This window comes from Cryobacterium algoritolerans, assembly GCF_004402785.1.
GTDB classification, from domain to species: domain Bacteria; phylum Actinomycetota; class Actinomycetes; order Actinomycetales; family Microbacteriaceae; genus Cryobacterium; species Cryobacterium algoritolerans.
On sequence record NZ_SOFP01000008.1, the window covers coordinates 16,925 to 35,507 of the forward strand.

Annotated in this window: 20 protein-coding genes and 1 pseudogene; 11 read left to right on the forward strand and 10 right to left on the reverse strand. The window is 67.0% G+C overall.

Annotated elements, in window-relative coordinates:
• Window positions 1-30 precede the first annotated feature (30 nt).
• On the reverse strand, window positions 31-882 hold the full coding sequence (locus E3O19_RS00905; protein ID WP_134564754.1) for a Sir2 family NAD-dependent protein deacetylase: 852 nt from the start codon (window positions 880-882) through the stop codon (window positions 31-33).
• Between the two features lie 117 nt (window positions 883-999).
• Between E3O19_RS00905 and E3O19_RS00910 the strand changes: the two genes are divergently transcribed.
• Entirely contained in the window at window positions 1,000-1,839 is an 840-nt protein-coding gene (locus E3O19_RS00910) for a TrmH family RNA methyltransferase (RefSeq protein ID WP_134564755.1), read from the forward strand.
• Window positions 1,830-3,068 carry a D-alanyl-D-alanine carboxypeptidase family protein gene (locus E3O19_RS00915; RefSeq protein WP_134564756.1) on the forward strand — a complete coding sequence of 413 codons (1,239 nt, stop codon included), beginning with the start codon at window positions 1,830-1,832 and terminating at the stop codon, window positions 3,066-3,068. The genes E3O19_RS00910 and E3O19_RS00915 overlap by 10 nt, the downstream gene beginning before the upstream one ends.
• A gap of 24 nt (window positions 3,069-3,092) precedes the next feature.
• Here the strand turns inward: E3O19_RS00915 and E3O19_RS00920 are convergent, their stop codons facing one another.
• Entirely contained in the window at window positions 3,093-3,881 is a 789-nt protein-coding gene (locus E3O19_RS00920; RefSeq protein WP_134564757.1) for an SGNH/GDSL hydrolase family protein, read from the reverse strand.
• Between the two features lie 57 nt (window positions 3,882-3,938).
• Here E3O19_RS00920 and E3O19_RS00925 point away from each other — a divergent pair, with 57 nt between their 5' ends.
• Entirely contained in the window at window positions 3,939-5,753 is a 1,815-nt protein-coding gene (locus E3O19_RS00925) for a DEAD/DEAH box helicase (RefSeq protein WP_134564758.1), read from the forward strand.
• 49 nt (window positions 5,754-5,802) lie between these two features.
• On the opposite strand, the gene E3O19_RS00930 is transcribed toward E3O19_RS00925, so the two are convergent.
• Window positions 5,803-7,032 carry a trans-sulfuration enzyme family protein gene (locus E3O19_RS00930; RefSeq protein ID WP_134564759.1) on the reverse strand — a complete coding sequence of 410 codons (1,230 nt, stop codon included), beginning with the start codon at window positions 7,030-7,032 and terminating at the stop codon, window positions 5,803-5,805.
• Window positions 7,033-7,138: 106 nt separating this feature from the next.
• Here E3O19_RS00930 and E3O19_RS00935 point away from each other — a divergent pair, with 106 nt between their 5' ends.
• Window positions 7,139-7,618 (forward strand): Lrp/AsnC family transcriptional regulator, encoded by a 480-nt coding sequence (locus E3O19_RS00935; protein ID WP_134506540.1) that lies wholly within the window; start codon window positions 7,139-7,141, stop codon window positions 7,616-7,618.
• A 231-nt stretch (window positions 7,619-7,849) separates the two neighbouring features.
• On the opposite strand, the gene cspE is transcribed toward E3O19_RS00935, so the two are convergent.
• The 4 genes and pseudogenes from cspE to E3O19_RS00955 all read right to left on the reverse strand — a co-directional run bounded on the left by cspE (window position 7,850) and on the right by E3O19_RS00955 (window position 10,571).
• Window positions 7,850-8,053, reverse strand: a complete 204-nt coding sequence (gene cspE / locus E3O19_RS00940; protein ID WP_035840308.1) for a transcription antiterminator/RNA stability regulator CspE — start codon at window positions 8,051-8,053, stop codon at window positions 7,850-7,852.
• A gap of 248 nt (window positions 8,054-8,301) precedes the next feature.
• Complete coding sequence (locus E3O19_RS00945) at window positions 8,302-9,153, reverse strand: DUF3097 domain-containing protein (RefSeq protein ID WP_134564760.1); 852 nt, start codon at window positions 9,151-9,153, stop codon at window positions 8,302-8,304.
• Between the two features lie 74 nt (window positions 9,154-9,227).
• A pseudogene (locus E3O19_RS18170) lies at window positions 9,228-9,556 on the reverse strand (OB-fold nucleic acid binding domain-containing protein); the annotation flags it as partial.
• Window positions 9,557-9,767: 211 nt separating this feature from the next.
• Window positions 9,768-10,571 (reverse strand): slipin family protein, encoded by an 804-nt coding sequence (locus E3O19_RS00955; RefSeq protein WP_174776874.1) that lies wholly within the window; start codon window positions 10,569-10,571, stop codon window positions 9,768-9,770.
• A gap of 118 nt (window positions 10,572-10,689) precedes the next feature.
• Here E3O19_RS00955 and E3O19_RS00960 point away from each other — a divergent pair, with 118 nt between their 5' ends.
• From E3O19_RS00960 to E3O19_RS00965, 3 genes are all read left to right on the forward strand, one after another.
• Window positions 10,690-11,403, forward strand: a complete 714-nt coding sequence (locus E3O19_RS00960; protein ID WP_134564761.1) for an SOS response-associated peptidase — start codon at window positions 10,690-10,692, stop codon at window positions 11,401-11,403.
• Between the two features lie 93 nt (window positions 11,404-11,496).
• A complete protein-coding gene (locus tag E3O19_RS17580; protein WP_166804405.1) occupies window positions 11,497-11,661 on the forward strand; it encodes a hypothetical protein in 165 nt (54 codons plus the stop codon).
• Window positions 11,662-11,667: 6 nt separating this feature from the next.
• A complete protein-coding gene (locus tag E3O19_RS00965) occupies window positions 11,668-12,513 on the forward strand; it encodes an SMP-30/gluconolactonase/LRE family protein (RefSeq protein ID WP_134564762.1) in 846 nt (281 codons plus the stop codon).
• A 1-nt stretch (window position 12,514) separates the two neighbouring features.
• Here the strand turns inward: E3O19_RS00965 and E3O19_RS00970 are convergent, their stop codons facing one another.
• Window positions 12,515-13,165 carry a DUF1345 domain-containing protein gene (locus tag E3O19_RS00970; protein ID WP_241981116.1) on the reverse strand — a complete coding sequence of 217 codons (651 nt, stop codon included), beginning with the start codon at window positions 13,163-13,165 and terminating at the stop codon, window positions 12,515-12,517.
• Between the two features lie 129 nt (window positions 13,166-13,294).
• Here E3O19_RS00970 and E3O19_RS00975 point away from each other — a divergent pair, with 129 nt between their 5' ends.
• The gene (locus E3O19_RS00975; RefSeq protein ID WP_134564763.1) at window positions 13,295-14,230 is read left to right on the forward strand and encodes a DnaJ domain-containing protein; all 936 of its coding nucleotides are present in this window, start codon (window positions 13,295-13,297) and stop codon (window positions 14,228-14,230) included.
• Here the strand turns inward: E3O19_RS00975 and E3O19_RS00980 are convergent.
• Window positions 14,227-15,102, reverse strand: coding sequence for a hypothetical protein (locus E3O19_RS00980; protein WP_134564764.1), 876 nt, complete (start codon window positions 15,100-15,102; stop codon window positions 14,227-14,229). The genes E3O19_RS00975 and E3O19_RS00980 overlap by 4 nt on opposite strands.
• 86 nt (window positions 15,103-15,188) lie before the next feature.
• Between E3O19_RS00980 and E3O19_RS00985 the strand changes: the two genes are divergently transcribed.
• Window positions 15,189-15,551, forward strand: coding sequence for a hypothetical protein (locus tag E3O19_RS00985; RefSeq protein ID WP_134564765.1), 363 nt, complete (start codon window positions 15,189-15,191; stop codon window positions 15,549-15,551).
• A 239-nt stretch (window positions 15,552-15,790) separates the two neighbouring features.
• Here E3O19_RS00985 and E3O19_RS00990 read toward each other — a convergent pair whose 3' ends face one another.
• Window positions 15,791-16,435 (reverse strand): TetR/AcrR family transcriptional regulator, encoded by a 645-nt coding sequence (locus E3O19_RS00990; protein ID WP_166804406.1) that lies wholly within the window; start codon window positions 16,433-16,435, stop codon window positions 15,791-15,793.
• A gap of 143 nt (window positions 16,436-16,578) precedes the next feature.
• Between E3O19_RS00990 and E3O19_RS00995 the strand changes: the two genes are divergently transcribed.
• Entirely contained in the window at window positions 16,579-16,992 is a 414-nt protein-coding gene (locus E3O19_RS00995; RefSeq protein ID WP_134564767.1) for an oleate hydratase, read from the forward strand.
• Window positions 16,982-18,574: an oleate hydratase gene (locus E3O19_RS01000; protein WP_134564768.1), complete on the forward strand. Its 1,593-nt coding sequence runs from the start codon at window positions 16,982-16,984 to the stop codon at window positions 18,572-18,574. The genes E3O19_RS00995 and E3O19_RS01000 overlap by 11 nt, the downstream gene beginning before the upstream one ends.
• Window positions 18,575-18,583: the final 9 nt, after the last annotated feature.

Consider the following 18,583-nt stretch of genomic DNA (forward strand, 5'->3'; position numbering starts at 1 on the left):
GCCGTTCCGTCATCGTGCATGGACCGGGGATCAGTCGACAAGTCGGGCCGCGAGGCCCGCGAGCGTCTCCGACGTCCCGGCCTCCAGTTTAATCAGCGCCCGGCCGTCGCCCTTGGTGACCCCGCGGTTGATGACGACGATCGGCAGCTTGCGACGCCTGGCCTGTTCGAGCAGGCGGATGCCCGAATTCACCACCAGGGAGGACCCGGCAATCACGAGGGCTTCCGCCCCGGCCACCAGCGCGGTGGCCTCGGTGAACTTGACGGTCGGCACCAGCTCTCCGAAGAAGACGACGTTGGGCTTGAGCATGCCACCGCACACCGTGCAGGCCGGGATGATAAATCCCTCCGCATCGGCGACCTCGACGTCGCCGTCGGGCGCCACCCTCAGGGCCTCGGGTGTGCCGAGTAACGGATTGTCTTCTTCGAGGCGGGCCGCGACACTGTCCCGGCCGAATGCCTGGCCGCAGGCGAGGCACACGACAAGGTCCATCGACCCGTGCAGGTCGACGACATGCCGGGATCCGGCCCTCGTGTGCAGGCCGTCGACGTTCTGCGTGATCACCCCTGAGATGGCGCCGTGCTGCTCCAGCCGCGCCAGCGACCGGTGGCCGAGGTTCGGTTCGGCCGCCCGGAACCGACGCCAGCCGAGATGGCTGCCCGCCCAATAACGTTTCCGCGCCCGCTCGTCATCGACGAAGGTCTGGAAGTTCATCGGGGTGCGCACCGGAGCACCCTTGCCCCGGTAGTCGGGGATGCCGGAATCGGTGCTCATCCCGGCGCCAGTGAGCACCGCGGTCTGCTTGCCGCGCAAGAGTTCCGCGACGGTGTCCAGTGCCTCGGCGGCGACCGCGTCGGAGACCGGAATCGTCTCGGTGGTCATGGTGCTCCATCCTCTGTACCTTCGAGTCTAAACTCGCGGGTTTTGATGTGGGTGACAGATCCGGGTGAGAGACCTGACAGGCTGGAGGCGCTCATTCCCTCGAAAGGCGCCATCGCTGTGCAGATCGTTCACATCACCGACCTCGGACTACCAGGTCTTGCCGACTACGCACGACTCACGGATGTCGCGCTGCGGCGTGTCGCCGAACCGGCGGGGGGCCTGTACATCGCCGAGTCGAGCAAGGTCATCGTGCGGGCCCTGGCGGCCGGGCATCAACCGCGTTCCGTGCTCGTCCAGGAGCAGTGGCTCCCGGATGTGCTCCCGTTGCTGGAGGAGTGGCCCGACGTGCCCGTCTATGTCGGCGACGCGGCCGTCCTCGAGAAGCTGACCGGGTACAACCTGCACCGGGGCGCCCTGGCCGCGATGCATCGCCCGCCCCTGGCCGCGGTCGCCGACCTGATCCGGGACGCTCGGCGCATCGTCATCCTTGAAGACATCGTCGATCACACCAACGTGGGGGCGATCTTTCGCTCGGTCGCCGGGCTCGGCGCCGACGCGGTGCTGATCACCCCACGCTGCGCCGATCCGCTCTACCGACGCAGCGTCAGGGTCAGCATGGGAACCGTGCTGCAGGTGCCGTGGACGCGGCTGCCCGAGTGGGGAGACGCCGCAGCGCTGCTCCGCGACGCCGGTTTCCACCTCGCGGCCCTGGCTCTGTCGGACGATGCGGTGAGCCTGGACCGGTTCGCCGTCAACCCGCCAGAGCGGCTCGCCCTCATTCTCGGTACCGAGGGCGACGGTCTCAGTGCCCGGGCCATCGCTGCCGCCGATACGGTCGTCACGATCCCGATGCTGCACGGCGTCGATTCGCTCAACGTCGCCTCTGCCAGTGCCGTCGCCCTCTACGCACTGCGCGTCCGGGCGCCGGCCGACGGTAGAATCGACGGATGCCGCTGACCCGACGCCAAACCTTCCGCCGTCGTCGCCTCGCCGTGATCGGGGTTCTCGCCGTCGTCCTGGGCGGCCTCGGCTACCTCGCCGGCACCGGTCTGGCCCCGGTACCCGAGGCCGCCGCGAGCCTCAGCCAGCCGGCCGCCCTGACCCAACCCGCCGTCCAATTGACCTGGCCGGGAAAAGGCTCCGGCGCCATCGGCGCCATCGGCTATCCCGGCCTGCTCGGCTCCGGCGGAGAACAGGGCACCGTACCGATCGCGAGCATCACCAAGATGATCACCTCGCTCGTCGTGCTCGACAAGAAGCCCCTGACCGGCAAGGAGGCCGGCCCCGAGATCACGTTCACCGACAAGGACGTCGACATCTACTACAACGTGATCGCCGAGAACGGCTCCGTCGCACCCGTCTCCGCAGGGATGGTGCTCAGCCAGCGCCAGACCATGGAGGCGATGCTGCTTCCTTCGGCGAACAACTACAGCATTTCCCTCGCGGTCTGGGCATTCGGTTCGGTCGACGCCTACCTTGCCGCGGCACACGACTGGCTTGCAGCACACGAACTGGCCCACACGGCCGTGGCGGACACGAGCGGGCTCTCCCCGGGGAGCAGGAGCAGCCCATCCGACCTGATCGAGATCGGCAAACTCGTCGTCGCCGAGCCGGCCCTCGCCTCGATCGTCTCCGAACGCACGGCCGACCTGCCAACCATCGGAACGGTCACCAACACCAACAAGCTCCTGGGCAAGTACGGCGTCACCGGGTTGAAGACCGGCACCACCGACGAGGCCGGGGCCTGCCTGCTTTTTTCCGCGGAATTCGTGGTCGGTTCCGAGACCGTCACCCTGGTCGGCGTTGTGCTCGGTGGCAGGGACCACACCGAGCTCAACGCCTCCATCTCCGCTCTGATCGAGAGCGTGAAGCCCGGGTTCCGTGAGGTCACCTTGACCGACAAAGGGGCCGCGTACGCCACCTACGGCACCAAATGGGGCCAGGAAAGCCGCGCGGTCGCCGCACAGGCGGCATCCGTTCTCGTGTGGTCTGACACCCCGGTCACCGCCGTGGCCACTGCACGTCCGATCACCCTCGGCGACGTCGGCGACACGGTCGGCGCGATCGACTTCGCCGTGGGCGGCAAGATTGTCACCGTGCCCCTCGTGCTCGATAAGACCATCAGCGATCCGGGCCCCGAGTGGCGATTCAGCCATCCGGGCGAGCTCGCCGCCGCCGAGCAGTAGAAGCCCGGCCACCGGGCCGGCCCGTTAGGCAGGAGTGTGGCTGAACGGCCCTGCCTCAGGACGCTTGGGCAGCACGTGGTCGCCGGAGGACTGGTGTCGGATGCGCCTCAGCACCCACGGCATGAGGTACTCCCTCGCCCAGAGGATGTCCTCACTGCGCGCCTTGCGCCAGGTGGTGCCCGGCATCGGCTCCGGCACCAGCGCTTCGAGGGTGTTCGGCACGTTCAGCACGTCCAGCACCATTCGTGCCACGGTGTGGTGGCCGAGCGCGTTCAGGTGCAACCGGTCGGGAGCCCACATTCCGGCCGCCTGGATCTCGGTCAGCGACCAGAGATCGGCCACCACGCAGTCGTAATTCGCCGCGATGGCCCGGATGTTCTCGTTGTAGATGGCGACCTTGCCCCTGATGCTGCGGAAGACCGGGGAGAAACCGACGTCGGCGCCCGTGAACAGCACGATGGTCGCGCCGTCGGCGGCGAGGCGGCGCACGGCCACCTCACACCGGGCCGCGATGAGGTCAGGGTCGGAGCCGGGACGGAGCACATCGTTGCCGCCCGCGGAGATGGTGATCAGGTCGGGGTGCAGGGCGAGCGCCGGCTCGATCTGCTCGTCGATGATCTGGCCGATCAGTTTTCCGCGGACCGCGAGGTTCGCGTAGGCGAAATCCTCAGTGCCCTGGCTGAGAACCTCGGCGATCCGGTCCGTCCAGCCGCGGTGTCCGCCGGGGCTTGCCGGCTCAGGATCTCCCACACCCTCCGTGAAGGAATCGCCGAGGGCGACGTAGCGGGACCAGGGGTGCATCGGCGTCGTCATGCTCCCATTGTCCCCGTTCGCACCAAACTGTCGGCGCACCTTGCTACATTTTAGGGAGTGACTACATTGCCTGCCTTCGGACCAATCCAGGGAACGAGTGCAGCCGAACACCTGTCCCCGTCCTTCCCTGAGCGAGCAGCCTGGGGTACGGCGAACAAGCTCCGGGCCTGGCAGGCCGAGGCGCTCGAGGCGTATTTCGTGCACCAGCCCCGCGATTTCCTGGCCGCGGCCACGCCGGGTGCCGGGAAGACGACCTTCGCGTTGCGACTGGCGGCTGAGCTGAAGGCACGACGGCTGATCGACCGGATCACCGTGGTCGCCCCGACTGAGCACCTCAAACGCCAGTGGGCGGATGCCGCGGCCCGGGCGGGTATCCGGCTCGACCCGAGCTTCAAGAACGCGAACGGGCGTTACGGGAGCCATTTCCACGGCGTCGCCGTCACCTATGCGCAGGTGGCCAGTCGGGCGGCGCTACACCGAGAACTCACCCAGTCGAGTCGCACCCTGGTCATCCTCGACGAGGTGCACCACGGCGGCGACGCACTGAGCTGGGGCGACGCGATCCGGGAGGCCTTCGAGCCGGCCACCCGCCGGCTGTCCCTGACCGGCACCCCGTTCCGCTCCGACACTTCCCCGATCCCGTTCGTGAGCTACCTGCCTGACGAGCACGGAATCCGGCTCTCCCAAAGCGACTACAACTACGGCTACGGCCGCGCCCTCGAGGACGGCGTGGTTCGTCCCGTCATGTTCATGGTCTACGCGGGACACATGAAGTGGCGCACCAGGGCCGGCGACGAGATGGAGGCCAAGCTCGGCGAGGGCAACACAAAGGACATCACCTCGCAGGCGTGGCGCACCGCCCTCGAGCCCACCGGGCAGTGGATCCCGGCGGTGCTGCGCGCGGCCGACTCCCGGCTCACCCAGGTGCGCCACGGCATCCCCGACGCCGGAGGATTGGTGATCGCGACCGACCAGACCACGGCGCGCGCCTACGCCACGATCCTCGAGGAGATCTCGGGGGAGCCGGTCACCGTCGTGCTCTCCGACGAGAAGGAATCCAGCGACCGGATCGACGAGTTCTCGCACAACACCCGGCGCTGGATGGTGGCCGTGCGGATGGTGTCCGAGGGCGTTGACGTGCCCCGCCTGGCCGTCGGCGTCTACGCGACGAGCGCGTCCACCCCGCTGTTCTTCGCCCAGGCGATCGGCCGGTTCGTGCGGGCCAGGCGCCGCGGTGAGACCGCCTCGATCTTCCTGCCGAACGTGCCCGGCCTGCTCAGCCTCGCCAACGCGCTCGAACTCGAGCGGGACCACGCCCTCGACCGCAGCAACCGCGACGACGGCGACGACGGGATGTACAACCCCGAAGACGCCATGGTCTCCGCCGCGAACAAGGAGGAGAAGGGATCCGATGAGCTTGGCGAGGAGTTCCTCTGGCAGGCCATCGACTCCCAGGCCACGTTCGACATGGTCATGTTCAACGGCGACGAGTTCGGCGAACTCGCTGAGCCCGGCACTGACGAGGAATTCGACTTCATCGGCATCCCGGGCCTGCTCGAACCCGAGCAGGTTTCCGAACTTCTCCGCCAGCGGCAGACCCGACAGGCCAAGCGCTCAACGGACCGGCGCAAGGACCCGGTGACCGGTGAGATCGCGCCGGAGGAACCGCCGCCGCTCTACCGCACACTGAAGGAACAGCGCACCCTGCTCGCCAGCCTGGTCGGCATGTGGTCAAAGCTTGCCAGCGAGCCCCACGGCCTTGTGCACGCCGAACTGCGGCGTGAATGCGGCGGTCCGGCCGTCGCCCAGGCCAGCGTCACCCAGTTGCAGAAACGGATCGACCTGCTCCGCCGCCGCCTCGGCCGCAGCTGAATTCGGGTACCGGCTCCACCCGGCGTGCCCCCTTCGTCCGGCGGCCCGCTCAGCTTTTCAGGGCCACGACAAGCTCGTTTATCGACACGGGATCCATCCCCGGGGCGGCTTGGTCCAGGGCGGCCACGATGTCCGCCATCAGGTCGTCGACGTGCTCCAGCCCGATCGACAGCCGCACGACCGCGGCGGCCGGCCGGGCACCGGCCTCGACCGGACGGTGCGTCAGCGACGCCGGGTGCTGCACGAGCGAGTCGACCCCGCCGAGCGAGACCGCGTGGGTGATCAGGCGGCAGGCCTGCGTAAATCGAACGGCGTCGTCGAAGCCGCCGGCCAGTTCGAGGGCGATGATCGACCCGGCGCCACTGCACTGTCGGCCCAGCATCCCCAGCGGGTCCTGGCCGGGCAGGCCGGGGTAGTGCACGCGGGCGAGGGCCGGGTGGCCAACGAGCCGCCCGGCGATCTCTGCCGCCGTGGCCTGCTGGGCGAGAACCCGCACGGGCAGAGTGCGAAGCCCCCGGTGCAGCAGGTACGCTCCGAACGGATGCAGGATCCCGCCCGTCAGCGCGCGCACCTGGCGCAGGCGCACGATCCAGTCGGCCGCACCGGACACAGTCCCTCCCATCGCGTCGCCGTGGCCGCCGAGGAATTTCGTCGCACTGTGCAGCACCAGGGTCGCCCCGGACTCGAGCGGCCGCTGTAGTACCGGGGTCGCAAAGGTGTTGTCGACCAGCACGGGGACCGTGCCGGCGGCATCCGCCACCGCCCGGATGTCGGTCAGCTCCAGGGTAGGGTTCGCGGGCGTCTCGAGGATCACGAGCCCAGTATCTGCCTGGATCGCCGCGTGCACGCCGGCCACGTCGACCCAGGTCACGGTCGTGCCAAGCAGCCCCGTGGCCAGCACGTGGTCCGTTCCGCCGTAGACCGGCCGCAGCGCCACCACGTGCGGTTTGCCGGCCGCCACCGTCGCGATCAGCACAGCCGCGAGGGCGGCCATCCCGCTGGCAAAAGCGACGGTGCCCTCCGCGCCTTCGAGGGCGGACAGCGCCGTCTCGAACCGGGCGACGCCCGGCTGCCAGAGCCGCTGGTAGACGGCGGACTCGCCCGGCACGAGCGTGCCGCCCGTCGCGAGATTCTCATACGAATCACCACCGGACTCGACCCCGGTGAGCGGGTTCGTTGTCGACAGGTCTATCCCTGGAACGTGCACCCCCGACTCGGTCAGTCCGTCCATCCCGGCATGAACGGCAATGGTTTCCAGGTGCGGCGTTGTTGGCATCATCCTCAGACCAAAACAGATTCTGTTCCCGCACGCAAGAGCTCCTGCAGAGTCTTCCGTGTGCACGGGGAATATCGCATAAACTTCTCGAGAGGGAAAGAGTGGGTCCATGGAACCGAAGAAATCCGAAATCGACCGGGTCGACCGTGCGCTCCTCCGAGCATTGTCTGTCAACGCGAGGGCCTCCGGCGCGGCCCTTGCTGCGGAGATCGGCGTCGCCGAGTCGACCGTGTCGCTCCGGCTGCGCCGACTGCAGCAGCTCGGGCACATCCGCGGCTACCGGGCGAACATCGACCTGGCGGCGCTCGGCGCCTCGCTGCAGGCGTTGATCTCGGTCCGGCTGGTCAAACACGCCAGGGTGCAGATCGACGACTTCCGCAACGCGGCGCCGCACTGGCCCGGTGTGATCGGCCTGTTCCACACGGCCGGCGCCGACGACTACCTCTTGCACGTGGCCGCTGCGGATGCCTCCGACCTGCGCGACTTCGTGCTGGAGCACCTCGCGGAGCATCCGGCCGTCGCCCACACTGAGACCAACCTGATCTTCGAGTACGTCGACGGTGACGGCTGGCAGGACCTGGTGAAGTAGGGCCCAGCCGGGCGAGGAGTCGCCAGCCCGATGACTGTGTCGCCAGTGCGGATACGGCATGAACAAGAGCAGACTCGCGGCAGCTGGGCCGGGCCGAGGGGTTCGTTGCTGCGCCGCGGGGGAGTGTGCGGGGGAGACAGCGGCGCCGACGCGCGGTCTCAGGTCAGGCGAAAAAAACAACGCTCCCCCGCCGAAGCGGGGGAGCGTTGAAGCAGCTTATGTGGCTGTTATTTAGAGGGCGCGGATGTTCTCGGCCTGGGGACCCTTGGGGCCCTGGGTTACCTCGAACTCGACCTTCTGGTTCTCGTCGAGCGACTTGTAGCCGTTCGATGCGATCGCGGAGTAGTGCGCGAAAACATCGGCGCTTCCGTCGTCGGGAGCGATGAAGCCGAAGCCCTTTTCAGCGTTGAACCATTTCACGGTACCTGTTGCCATTTTTGAAACTCCTCCAGGAGTGTTAGAAGGACCTCGACTTTCGAGGCCGTTCGTCGCGGTATTCGTCGTCCGCTTCCGAAAGGAATACGCCGCGGGAACCGAGATTACCGCGTTTTAAGACGTGCAAGCACTACAACTACTGAGATAACACTAGCTCACGTCGCCCCGCGCAAACTGAATTCTCTGAGAATTTGAGGCTAAAGCGTTACGTTTCCTGAAAGTCACGCACAAAGTCGGCGCTGCCGGCACTAATCCACGGTCACGAAGTCAATGAGATGCTCGACCCGGCCGAGGAGTTGCGGCTCCAGGTCGGCGAAGGTCCGCACTCGAGCGAGGATCCGCTGCCAGGCCCTCGCGATGTCGGCCTGGTCGTCATGGGGCCAACCCAGCGCCTCACAGATCCCGTGTTTCCACTCGATGCTGCGGGGAATGGTCGGCCATTCCGCCAGTCCGAGGCGCTCGGGCTTCACGGACTGCCAAACGTCCACGTACGGATGGCCGACCATGAGCACGTGCCGGCCGTACGGTCCGCGCGCCACAGCATCGGCGATCCGGCTCTCCTTGGAGCCGGCGACGAGGTGGTCCACCAGCATCCCGACCTTGCGGGTCGGTCCCGGCCTGAATTCGGCCAGGAGCTTCTCGAGGTTGTCCACACCCTCGATGTACTCGACGACGACACCCTCGATCCGCAGGTCGGCGCCCCAGACCTTCTCGACCAGCTCGGCATCATGGCGCCCTTCGACGAAGATCCGGCTGCCGCGCGCGACCCTGGCCGGGGCAGCCGGGATGGCCAGAGAGCCGGAGGCGGTGCGGGCGGGCTTCCGAGATGCCGCACGGGCGGGAACGCCGAGCACGACGGGCCGGCCGTCGATCAGGAAGCCGCCGCCGAGCGGGAACAGACGCAGCTTGCCGTGGCGGTCTTCGAGCGTCACGATGTTCTTCTCGATCCGCACCACGGCGCCGCAGAAGCCCGTGGCGATCTCTTCGACAACAAGGCCGACGGTGGCTTCCTGGGAGGCAATGACGGTGCGGCCGACGTCCCGCCAGCCTGGTGTGAGCACGTCCGCGCCGTACCGGTACTTTGGGTTTTCATCGTGCATGTCTCGGTCGTCCATTCCTGATCGTCGGTCCAGGGGCGCATCGACCCCGGCGCCGGATTCCGCCTCGATCGACGCTAGCGGAAGTCGCGTGAGCCCGTGGTCGCGAAACCGTGAGTGGCTCGAACCGGTCCGCGATCAGGTTGGTCACACCCTCGGGGGAGCGCTCGAGGATGCCCCGGACGATGAGGACCGGTGACTCCCGGGCGACCCGGCGGAATCGATTCCAGACCCCGAGACCGGCGATCACATTGAGGGTTCCGGTTTTGTCTTCCAGATTGATGAAGGTGACCCCGCCCGCGGTTGCCGGGCATTGCCGGTGCGTCACGCCGCCGCCCACTTCGGTGCGGCGGCCGCTTTCACGCTCCCGCAGGGCGTCGATCGGGATCGCCCCCCGGGCGGCGAGGAATGCCATCCGCCATCGACCGGTCCGGCCCGTTCTCGGCGCATTCGGCGACCAGTCGGCGCGCGAGATCCTGGCCGATCCCGGTCAGAGCCCGGGCGCCTGCACGATATCGATCTGCTCCCGCAGCCCGGGCGCAGACCCGCCGGGAAGAGGGCGACGCCGTGGCTGCGCGCTGGACACAGCTCTATTATCGAATTTATCTCCGATTAAGTCACGAGTCCTTCTCGGCTCCCTTTCCGGTCGCCGATGCGGCCTCGCGGGCGAGGAAGGCCCCGAGTTCACCGATGGTGCTCATCAGGGGCGCCGGGAATACGACCACGGTGTTCTTGTCCACCCCGATCTCCACCAGGCTCTGCAAGTTCCGCAGTTGCAGCGCGAGCGGATGCGCCATCATCGTGTCCGACGCCTCACCGAGGGCGGCGGCGGCGAGGGACTCACCCTCGGCGTTGATGATCTTCGCCCGTTTCTCGCGTTCTGCCTCCGCCTGCCTGGCCATGGCCCGCTTCATCGTGTCGGGGAGCAGGATGTCCTTGAGCTCGACCAGGGTGACCTCCACGCCCCAGTCGAGCGTCTGCACGTCGAGGATCTCGCGAATGTTGATGTTGAGGATGTCCGTCTCGGCGAGCGTCTCATCCAGGGTGTGCTGGCCGACGACCTTCCGCAGGGTGGTCTGGGCGATCTGGTCGATCGCAGCATGCACGTTCTCGATCGCGATCACGGACTTCACCGGGTCGACGATCCGGAAGTAGGCGACGGCAGACACCCCCACGCTGACATTGTCCCGGGTGATGATCCCCTGGGATTGGATCGGCAGGGTCACGATCCGCAGGGCCACCCGATGCAGCACATCGACAAACGGGATGATGAAGGTCAGGCCCGGCGCGCGCGTGCCGATCAGACGGCCGAACCGGAACACCACACCCTGCTCGTACTGTTTGATCACTCGGATCGAATTCGAGGCGGCGATGACAGCAAGTATGAGCACGACCGCCAGAACCAGGAAGAACAGGAACATGTAGAACTCGCTTCCGCGGCACGGAAGTGCCGATACCCCGATTCTGCTCCCGCCGACGCCCGCCCGCCAGTGCCCCGGTGCCGAGAGAACCGCCGGTCGGCCGTAGTAGCCTGTCGCTATGTGCGGGCGATTCATCATCACGGATACGGCGCCTGACCTCGCCGCCATGTTCGACGTCGAGCACGAAGGCGAGAACCTTCCCGAGCCCTCGTGGAACATCAAACCGACCGAGCAGATACCGATCGTGCTCGAATCGGCCAAGTCAGGGTCCGTCGTGCGTCGCCTCGAATCCGCCCGTTGGTCCCTCGTACCGTCCGCCTCCACCGAACTCGCCCTCGGTTACCCCACCTTCAACGCACGGGCGGAGACGGCGGCGGAGAGGGCCACCTTCCGCGCCTCGGTCGTGGCCACGCGCGCGCTCGTCCCCGCGACCGGCTACTTCGAGTGGCACACTGTCGGCACGGAGAAGACGTCCTATTTCGTCCACTCCGATGACGGCCTTCCGCTCGCGTTCGCCGGCCTCTATTCCTGGTGGCGTAATCCCGTTCTCGCCGCCGACGATCCGGCGCGCTGGGTGCTGACGGCCACTATCCTCACCACCGACGCGGATGGTCTGCTGCGCGGTCTGCACGAGCGGATGCCGGTGGTGCTGCCGGAGGAATGGTGGGACCAGTGGCTCGACCCGCACACGGTCGGCGACCAGGCCCTTGTCGACGCGGCGGTCGAAGCGTCCCGGGGGGCGAGCGCCGCCCTGCGCTTCCATGAGGTTGCCCCGGTGACCGGCAACGGCCCCGAGCTGATCGAACCGGTCGGTGAGCACGCCGCTCGCTGACCGGCCGCTGTTGCGTCCGGGGGACATCCAACAGGTACGCTCGACTCATTGGCCCGGCGAACCTGTGCGGGCACCGCTCGAGAGGACCACCCCATGAATGTCGTCGCCTTCATCGTCGCAATGGCGATTTTTGTCCTTGGATTCTGGCTTTTCGGGCTCGCCTTCGCGGTGACCGCCGGCCAGCTGCCGATCTTCTTCGGTGGAATCCTCTGCGTCGCCCTGGCCGTCTTCATCCCCGTCCAGCTGCTGCGCGACTAGACCGTCATGCTCGCCGAACAATTCACCGACCCGGTCGCCTTCCACGGCGAGGGCCCGGTCTGGTCGGATTCCTGGGGCGGCTTGCGCTGGGTGGACATGTTCGCCGGCGACATTCTCTCCCTCGACGGCGACACGGTCAACCGCCGCAATGTCGGCCCGTTCGTCGCGACGCTGCGCCCCCGCCAGTCGGGCGGCGCGGTTATCGCCCTCGAACGCGGGTTCGCCCTCGAGGATGCCGCCGGTGAACTGACCCGGCTGGACCAGCTCTGGAACATCGCCGGCATGCGGATGAACGAGGGCGGCTGCGACCCGCACGGCCGGTTCTACTGCGGCTCGATGGCCTGGGACCAACGAGCGCGCGCCGGATCGCTCTACCGGCTCGACGGCGACGGCCGGGTCACCGTCGTCCAGGATGACCTGACCATCTCCAACGGGCTCGAGTGGAGCCCGGACGGTTCGCTCGCCTACTATAACGACACCCGCACCGGCCGAGTCGCGGTCTTCGACTACGACGAAGAATTCGGGCTGACCGGACTGCGCACCTTCGCCGAGATCCCCGCCGAGGCCGGATACCCCGATGGACTGACCGTCGACAGCGAAGGCTGCGTCTGGGTGGCGCTCTACGCCGGCGGTGCCGTGCGGCGTTACACGCCGGACGGCACCCTCGACGGTGTGGTGGAGGTCGGCGCCCACCGGGTGACGGCCTGCACATTCGGCGGTCCCCGCCTGGACCGGCTGTTCATCACCACGTCCAGGGAAGACCTCGTGCCCGGTGAAGACCCACTGGCCGGGTCCCTGTTCGTGGCCGATGTCGGAGTGACCGGGCGGGCCGTGCGGGAGTTCGCCGGCTGACTCAGTGCAGCAGCCCGGCGACGAGGTTGATCAGGGTCGCCAGAATGACCGAACCGAACAGGTAAGACAGCAGGCTGTGGCGCAGCGCCGTCATCCGGATCGCGTGGTCCTGCAGATTGGTATCGGAGACCTGGAAGGTCATGCCCAGGGTGAACGCCAGGTAGGCGAAGTCCCCATAGCTCGGCGGCTCGGCCTGGTTGAAGTCGATCCCGCCGTCGTCGCCCGAGTAGTAGAGCGAGGCGTAGCGGAGGGTGAAGAGAGTGTGCAGCAGAGCCCAGGACAGGGCAACGCTCAGCACGACGATGCCGGCCAGGACGCCCTGTTGGCCACCGGCGGGGGTTCGGGTCCCGATCAGCAACACGCCCAGGGCACCCAGGCTGGCCAGGCTGGTGAGGAGGATGAGAAGATCGGCCACGCCGCGGGAGGGGTCCTCCCGGGTGGCGTGGCCGGCGGTCGTTGCGGCGTCCATTGGGCCGACCGTCAGCCACACCCAGGTGACGTAGATCACGCAGGCGGCCGCCCAACCGAGGATCGGCGCGAGTTCCCAGCCGGCAGTGACCCCGGTGAGCACGGCGGCAGAGAGCCCGACCGCTGCCATCACGGTCAGGCGCGTGCTCGAACGGTGGATGGTCAGGGGCATGATCGGCTTCACACGCTGATCGTTGCACAGAATGCGCCTTGAGAGGGCGCGGCCGGCGTGGCGCGTCCGGCGAGATTCCAGCAAGGATCGGTAGGGTGAAGAAAGAGAACCCGATCGTTGAACCTGAAAGTGACCGCGAGGATGTCAGAAAGCCCGGCCGCGGCTTCACCGTATGAGGTGTTGGGAGTCACCGCATCGGTGAGCGACGACGAACTTCGTCGCGCCTACCGACGACTGCTCCGTCAGACCCACCCCGATGTCGGCGGCAGCGCCGTGCAGTTCCACGCGGTGCAGGTAGCCTGGGAGCGGGTGGGCACTCCCGACAACCGGGCCGCTTACGACCGCCGGCGGTACCCGGAATCCACGGAGCAGCCGGTGCATGCCGCCCACGCTTCGGCGCAGGCAGCCGGGCAGACCACCCGCACCGGGCTCAAGGCGCGGATGTATGGCCACCCGGGTGGGCTGGCCCGGCAACGCTACCTTGACCTCCTGCGCGAGTGGGCCGGCCGCGGCACCACGCTCGACGACCCCTACGCGCCGGCGCTGGTGCGCTCCGCGCCGCGTGAGATCCGCCATTGCCTGGCCAAGGCCCTAGCCGAGGAGGCAACAGCCCAGCAGATCAGCGGCCTCGGAATCGGCTTCACGGCCTGGCACGACGTCGCGGCCGGGGGACAGGTCGACAAGATCGACCATGTCGTCCTGGGACCGGCCGGGTTGTTCGGCGTGCTCTCCGAGGACTGGGGCTCGCCCGTCCAGCTCCGGCGGGGCGAGCTCGTCGGCGAGGCCCTTCACGACGAGGACCACCCCGTCGACAACTTCACGGATGCCGCGCGCGCGCTCGCCAGGTCGCTCCGGGTGCGATTCACCGCCATCGTCATCGTGCTGCCCGACGACGCCGTCTCGGAGCCGTTGACGGTTCCGGGTCGCGGGCGGCGCCCCACGATGATCACCGTTCCGCGGTCACGGCTGGTTGGGCTGCTGCGCGATGGCCTGCCGGGGATGGAGCGAGGCAGCTTCGAGAAGGTGTTCGAGCTACGCAGCCGCCTGCAGGAGGGCATCCACTTCATCGCGGATTAGCGCAGGCCCAGTTTGTCCACCCAGAAGCCGAGGAACTGCGCCCCGGCCTCGTCGTGGATCAGGTCGCCCTCGACGATGATCGGGTACGGCCGGTCGAGGATGCCGTCGGCGGGGCGCACGTCGACGTGCGAGACGTCATAGCCTGCCGCGTGCAGGTGGTCGGCCATCAGATAGTCGCTGCGGGAGTCGCCGACCGAGCGCCAGACGTTGGGGAGCGGTCCGGATTCGGCGAAGAATGCGAGCGCACGTTCGGCGCCCCGGTCCTTGTCGAGGGTGACCGACTCAATGTCGGTCGAGATGATCGTCGGGTCGATCCTGAACGGTACCGCGCCGTCCGTGTCGGCGGCGACGCGATCGCCGAAACGCACGCCCAGGCCGAGGCCGGTGAGCGCCGAGAACGCGGCCTCGTTGAACTCGGCTGCGGCGGCCTGGTAGGCGCCGTGGTCGGCATCCGTGCGCTGCTCCACGGACACCATTGCTTGTTTGGTCTCGTCGAAGAACATGGTGTCGGCGAACCGATCGACCACCAGTCGGCGCACCGCGTCGACGGCCGCAGCCGGGAGGGCGACGGAGTCATCGACGACGACCTCGCCGATGCCGTCCACGGTGATCGGAAACCAGACCGCGCCCTTTTCGCAGACGCCGTACATGCGCATCGTCTCGGGCAGCCCCGCGGTACGGAGGGGAACAACGACTTCGTCCCGGATGAACGCGACCGACCGGCCGGTGACGAAGGCGATTGGAACGTTGGCTCCGGCCAGGGTGATCAGGTCGGTGATGATGCTCGGGGTGGCGATGGTGCGGGTCACCGGGCTGGCAATCGGCCCGTCCACGTCGAGCAGAAGTCCAAGCGGGGAGAGAGGTTCGGGCATGACCCCATTCTTCCACGTGCCGCCGGGGCGACTCGGACAGCACACCGGACCACACGCCGGCGACGCAGCGCCTATCCTTAACCCTGATGATTACGAGACGTATGGCCGCCCTGCGGTTGGATATTCCGCTGGAAATGGCGCAGCGGCACGAGCTCCCATCGCGGATGACCGAGGCCGAGCTGAGCGCGATCGAGCGCAATCCGCCGGCTTGGCTGGTGCAGTCGCGTGCCAATCGCACCGGCAAGAAGCCGGTTTGGGTGGAGCTTCACTGTGACGTCTGCGGTTTCTCCGAGGCGGCACGCCCGAAGAAGTGGTGGCCGGCCTTCACCTATCTGACCTGCGACTACCACGGTTCGGATGAACTGCCCGATCCCGCCGACGGCATGAGCCGCACCGAGGTCGACGGGATCGGAAGCCGGTTCATCGGCATCGTCGACGAGGCTCCCTGATCGTGGTTTGACCCTGACCTGACGGGCGCGCCGCTGGTCCGCGACCGCCCCTCACGTCGAAGAGGAGAGTCTGCTCAAACGAACAGGGTTGTGTCGGACTCCGCGGCTTAGCCGTGGAAGGCCGCGATCCCGCCGAGTTCGACGTTCTTCATCAGGTCCGTCGGCGCGATACCGAGTAGGTCCATCGTTATGGTCCAGGCGACCAGGCGGGCGCCGCCCGCTTGGTCGGCTGCACACTCCTACTCTGGATCGAGTATCCCGAAAAGAAGCACGTCGATGTGGGAGCCGAGGGTCGCGGTCAAGGTCTGTGGGTCCTGGCGGCCAAGGCTGACGCGTATCAGTTCCATGTGCAGCGTGGAAAAGACCGTTCGCGCCGCCCCGTTGAGGTCGATGTCGTCCCGGATCCGGTGCGCCTGCGCGAACCGCGTCAGGATGTTGCCGACCGCGTCCTCGAGCTCGGAGATGCGGGCCAGCGCTTCGGTGCGGTACTTGCCCTGCTCGGTGCCGAAGAGGATCTCCCGCTGGTAGACCGCGGTGTTCTCCGGGAAGGCCAGACTCAGGTGGATCTGGGGTTCCAGCAGTGCCATGATCGCGTCGTCCGGTGAGTCTGCGGCCGTGGACTCGGCGACGCCCTGGCGTGTGGTGAGTCGCATCTGTTCGTTCATCACCATCATCAGCAGTTCCGCCTTTGAGCTGGCGTACCTGAACAAGGTGCCAGTGCCGACATCAGCCCGGTCGGCGACCATCTGTGTGGTCACCGATGAGTAGCCCTGCCCGGTGAAAAGCGCGGAGGCGGCTTCGAAGATCCGCTGGTGCTTGTCGTGCTTGTTTCGTGCTCGCAGACCGCTGAGGGCGAGCACGCGGGGAACGGCACTGGATTCCACGGCAGGTCGTCCTTCCACGTCTTGTTCCATCACGGAAGACCTTGTTCTTCCCCGACTTGTTGTAAAACTATCATACGGAGTACGCTCCTAAATGAGTCCACTCCGAATAATCGATACGGCAAGCCGAGGCGGGAGGAACGTCCATGACCATCGATCCGAAACAGGCTCACCTATGGATCGTCGGAGGTGGCATCGCCGGTATGGCGACCGCAGCCCCCGCAATTCGCGGCGTAATGGTGACGCGCGGCGCTCGGATGTTCGACGACGAGGCGTACCAGCTCACGTGGAACCTGTTCTCCACGATCCCCTCGCTCGAGGATCCGGATGTCACCGTTCGGCAGGAGATGCTGGACTGGAACGACATGCACGAGACCCATGGCAACACACGACTGGCCGATGCGCGGCACCGCATCTACCGGGGCCTGCATGACCCGAAGGTCGTGGTCAGGGCGCTCCAGTCCGGCCTTCCGCTGACAGATCCATCCGACGGCACACAGGCAGCTCACTGCCGGCCGCACCCGCACCACAACGAAAAGAGGAACAGCCATGACCGTTGACCCGAAGCAGGCACACCTGTGGATCGTGGGTGGGGGCATCGCGGGCATGGCGACCGCGGCCTTCGCCATCCGAGACGCCGGGGTCCCCGGCGAAAACATCCACATCCTGGAGGAGCTCCAGATCACGGGCGGTGCCATGGACGGGAGTAAGTTCCCCGACGTGCCCGACGCCCTCGTGACTCGCGGCGGCCGGATGTTCGAGGAGCAGGCTTACCAGACCACCTGGGACCTCTTCGCTACGATCCCGTCCCTGGAGGACCCGGACGTCACGGTCCGGGAGGAGATCCTCGATTTCAACTCGACGTTCAAGACCCGGGCCCGTGCGCGCCTGGTCGACGGGCAGCACCGTATCCTGGACGCCTCGAGCTACGGCCTCAGCAACCGCGACCGGTTCGCGATGACCCGCATGCTGGCCATGAGCGAGAACACCCTCGGGGCTCGCCGTATCGACGAGATATTCGGCGAGCACTTCTTCGAGACCAACTTCTGGCAGATGTGGCGGACCATGTTCGCCTTCCAGAAGTGGCACTCGGCCACTGAGCTGCGCCGATACTTCCTGCGCTTCGTTCAGGAGTTCGACCTCCTCGACACCGTCGGTGGGATCTGCCGCACGAAGTACAACCAGTACGACTCGATGATCTTGCCGCTGCAGCGCTGGCTGGTGGATCAGGGCGTCGACGTTCGCTTCGGCACCCGGGTCACTGATGTCGACTTCACCGGCCGCCCGGAACGCCGCGCCACCCGCCTGCATCTCGAGGACCCACGGGGCAGTTCGACCATCAAACTGGGCGGTAACGACTTCACGTTCATCACCATCGGCTCCATCACGGCCGACAGCACCTATGGGAGCAATGACACCGTGCCGCCGCTGGTTCGTGACCGCGTCGACCACGGCTGGTCGCTGTGGGAGGAGATTGCCAAAAAGGCGCCGGACTTCGGCCGACCCAACACCTTCTTCGGCAATATCGACGAGAACAAGTGGGAGTCCTTCACGCTGACGATGCACAGCGACGTGCTACTCAAACGCATCACCGAGTACACCGGCAACGAACCAGGCACCGGAGCACTGACCACGTTCATCGAGTCGGGCTGGCACCTGTCGATGGTCGTACCGGCGCAGCCGCACTTCCCCAACCTGCCCGAGAACACCTACACCCTGTGGGGTTATGGCTTCGAGATCGACAACGTGGGGGACTACGTCCAGAAGAAGATGTCTCAGGCGACCGGCACGGAGATCCTCACCGAGCTTGTCCACCAACTCGGCTTCGAGGACCTCCTGGACGAGGTCCTCAGCACCACTGATGTCACCACCGTGATGATGCCATACGCGTCGGCCCTGTTCAGCCGCCGAGTGCCGGGAGACCGCCCCAAGGTGGTTCCCGAAGGATCGCAGAACTTTGCGTTCCTCGGTCAGTTCACCGAGCTCCCGCGGGATGTCGTGTTCACCGTGGAGTACTCGATCCACGGAGCGATGCACGCCGTGTACACGTTGTTCGGTGTGGAGCGGCCAATCCCGCCGATCTATAGGGGTCTGCGCGACCCGAAGGTCGCGGTCACGGCGCTCCAGGCCGCTTTCAAGTAGGCGCGGCGG

Coding starts and splice junctions, on each gene's coding strand:
- E3O19_RS00915 (WP_134564756.1), top strand. CDS start 1,830: ATGCCGCTGACCCGACGCCAAACCTTCCGCCGTCGTCGCCTCGCCGTG.
- E3O19_RS00965 (WP_134564762.1), top strand. CDS start 11,668: ATGCTCGCCGAACAATTCACCGACCCGGTCGCCTTCCACGGCGAGGGC.
- E3O19_RS00995 (WP_134564767.1), top strand. CDS start 16,579: ATGACCATCGATCCGAAACAGGCTCACCTATGGATCGTCGGAGGTGGC.
- E3O19_RS00930 (WP_134564759.1), bottom strand. CDS start 7,032: ATGATGCCAACAACGCCGCACCTGGAAACCATTGCCGTTCATGCCGGG.
- E3O19_RS00945 (WP_134564760.1), bottom strand. CDS start 9,153: ATGCACGATGAAAACCCAAAGTACCGGTACGGCGCGGACGTGCTCACA.
- E3O19_RS00985 (WP_134564765.1), top strand. CDS start 15,189: ATGATTACGAGACGTATGGCCGCCCTGCGGTTGGATATTCCGCTGGAA.
- E3O19_RS00920 (WP_134564757.1), bottom strand. CDS start 3,881: ATGACGACGCCGATGCACCCCTGGTCCCGCTACGTCGCCCTCGGCGAT.
- E3O19_RS00905 (WP_134564754.1), bottom strand. CDS start 882: ATGACCACCGAGACGATTCCGGTCTCCGACGCGGTCGCCGCCGAGGCA.
- E3O19_RS00975 (WP_134564763.1), top strand. CDS start 13,295: ATGTCAGAAAGCCCGGCCGCGGCTTCACCGTATGAGGTGTTGGGAGTC.
- E3O19_RS01000 (WP_134564768.1), top strand. CDS start 16,982: ATGACCGTTGACCCGAAGCAGGCACACCTGTGGATCGTGGGTGGGGGC.
- cspE (WP_035840308.1), bottom strand. CDS start 8,053: ATGGCAACAGGTACCGTGAAATGGTTCAACGCTGAAAAGGGCTTCGGC.
- E3O19_RS00955 (WP_174776874.1), bottom strand. CDS start 10,571: ATGTTCCTGTTCTTCCTGGTTCTGGCGGTCGTGCTCATACTTGCTGTC.
- E3O19_RS00960 (WP_134564761.1), top strand. CDS start 10,690: ATGTGCGGGCGATTCATCATCACGGATACGGCGCCTGACCTCGCCGCC.
- E3O19_RS00935 (WP_134506540.1), top strand. CDS start 7,139: ATGGAACCGAAGAAATCCGAAATCGACCGGGTCGACCGTGCGCTCCTC.
- E3O19_RS17580 (WP_166804405.1), top strand. CDS start 11,497: ATGAATGTCGTCGCCTTCATCGTCGCAATGGCGATTTTTGTCCTTGGA.
- E3O19_RS00980 (WP_134564764.1), bottom strand. CDS start 15,102: ATGCCCGAACCTCTCTCCCCGCTTGGACTTCTGCTCGACGTGGACGGG.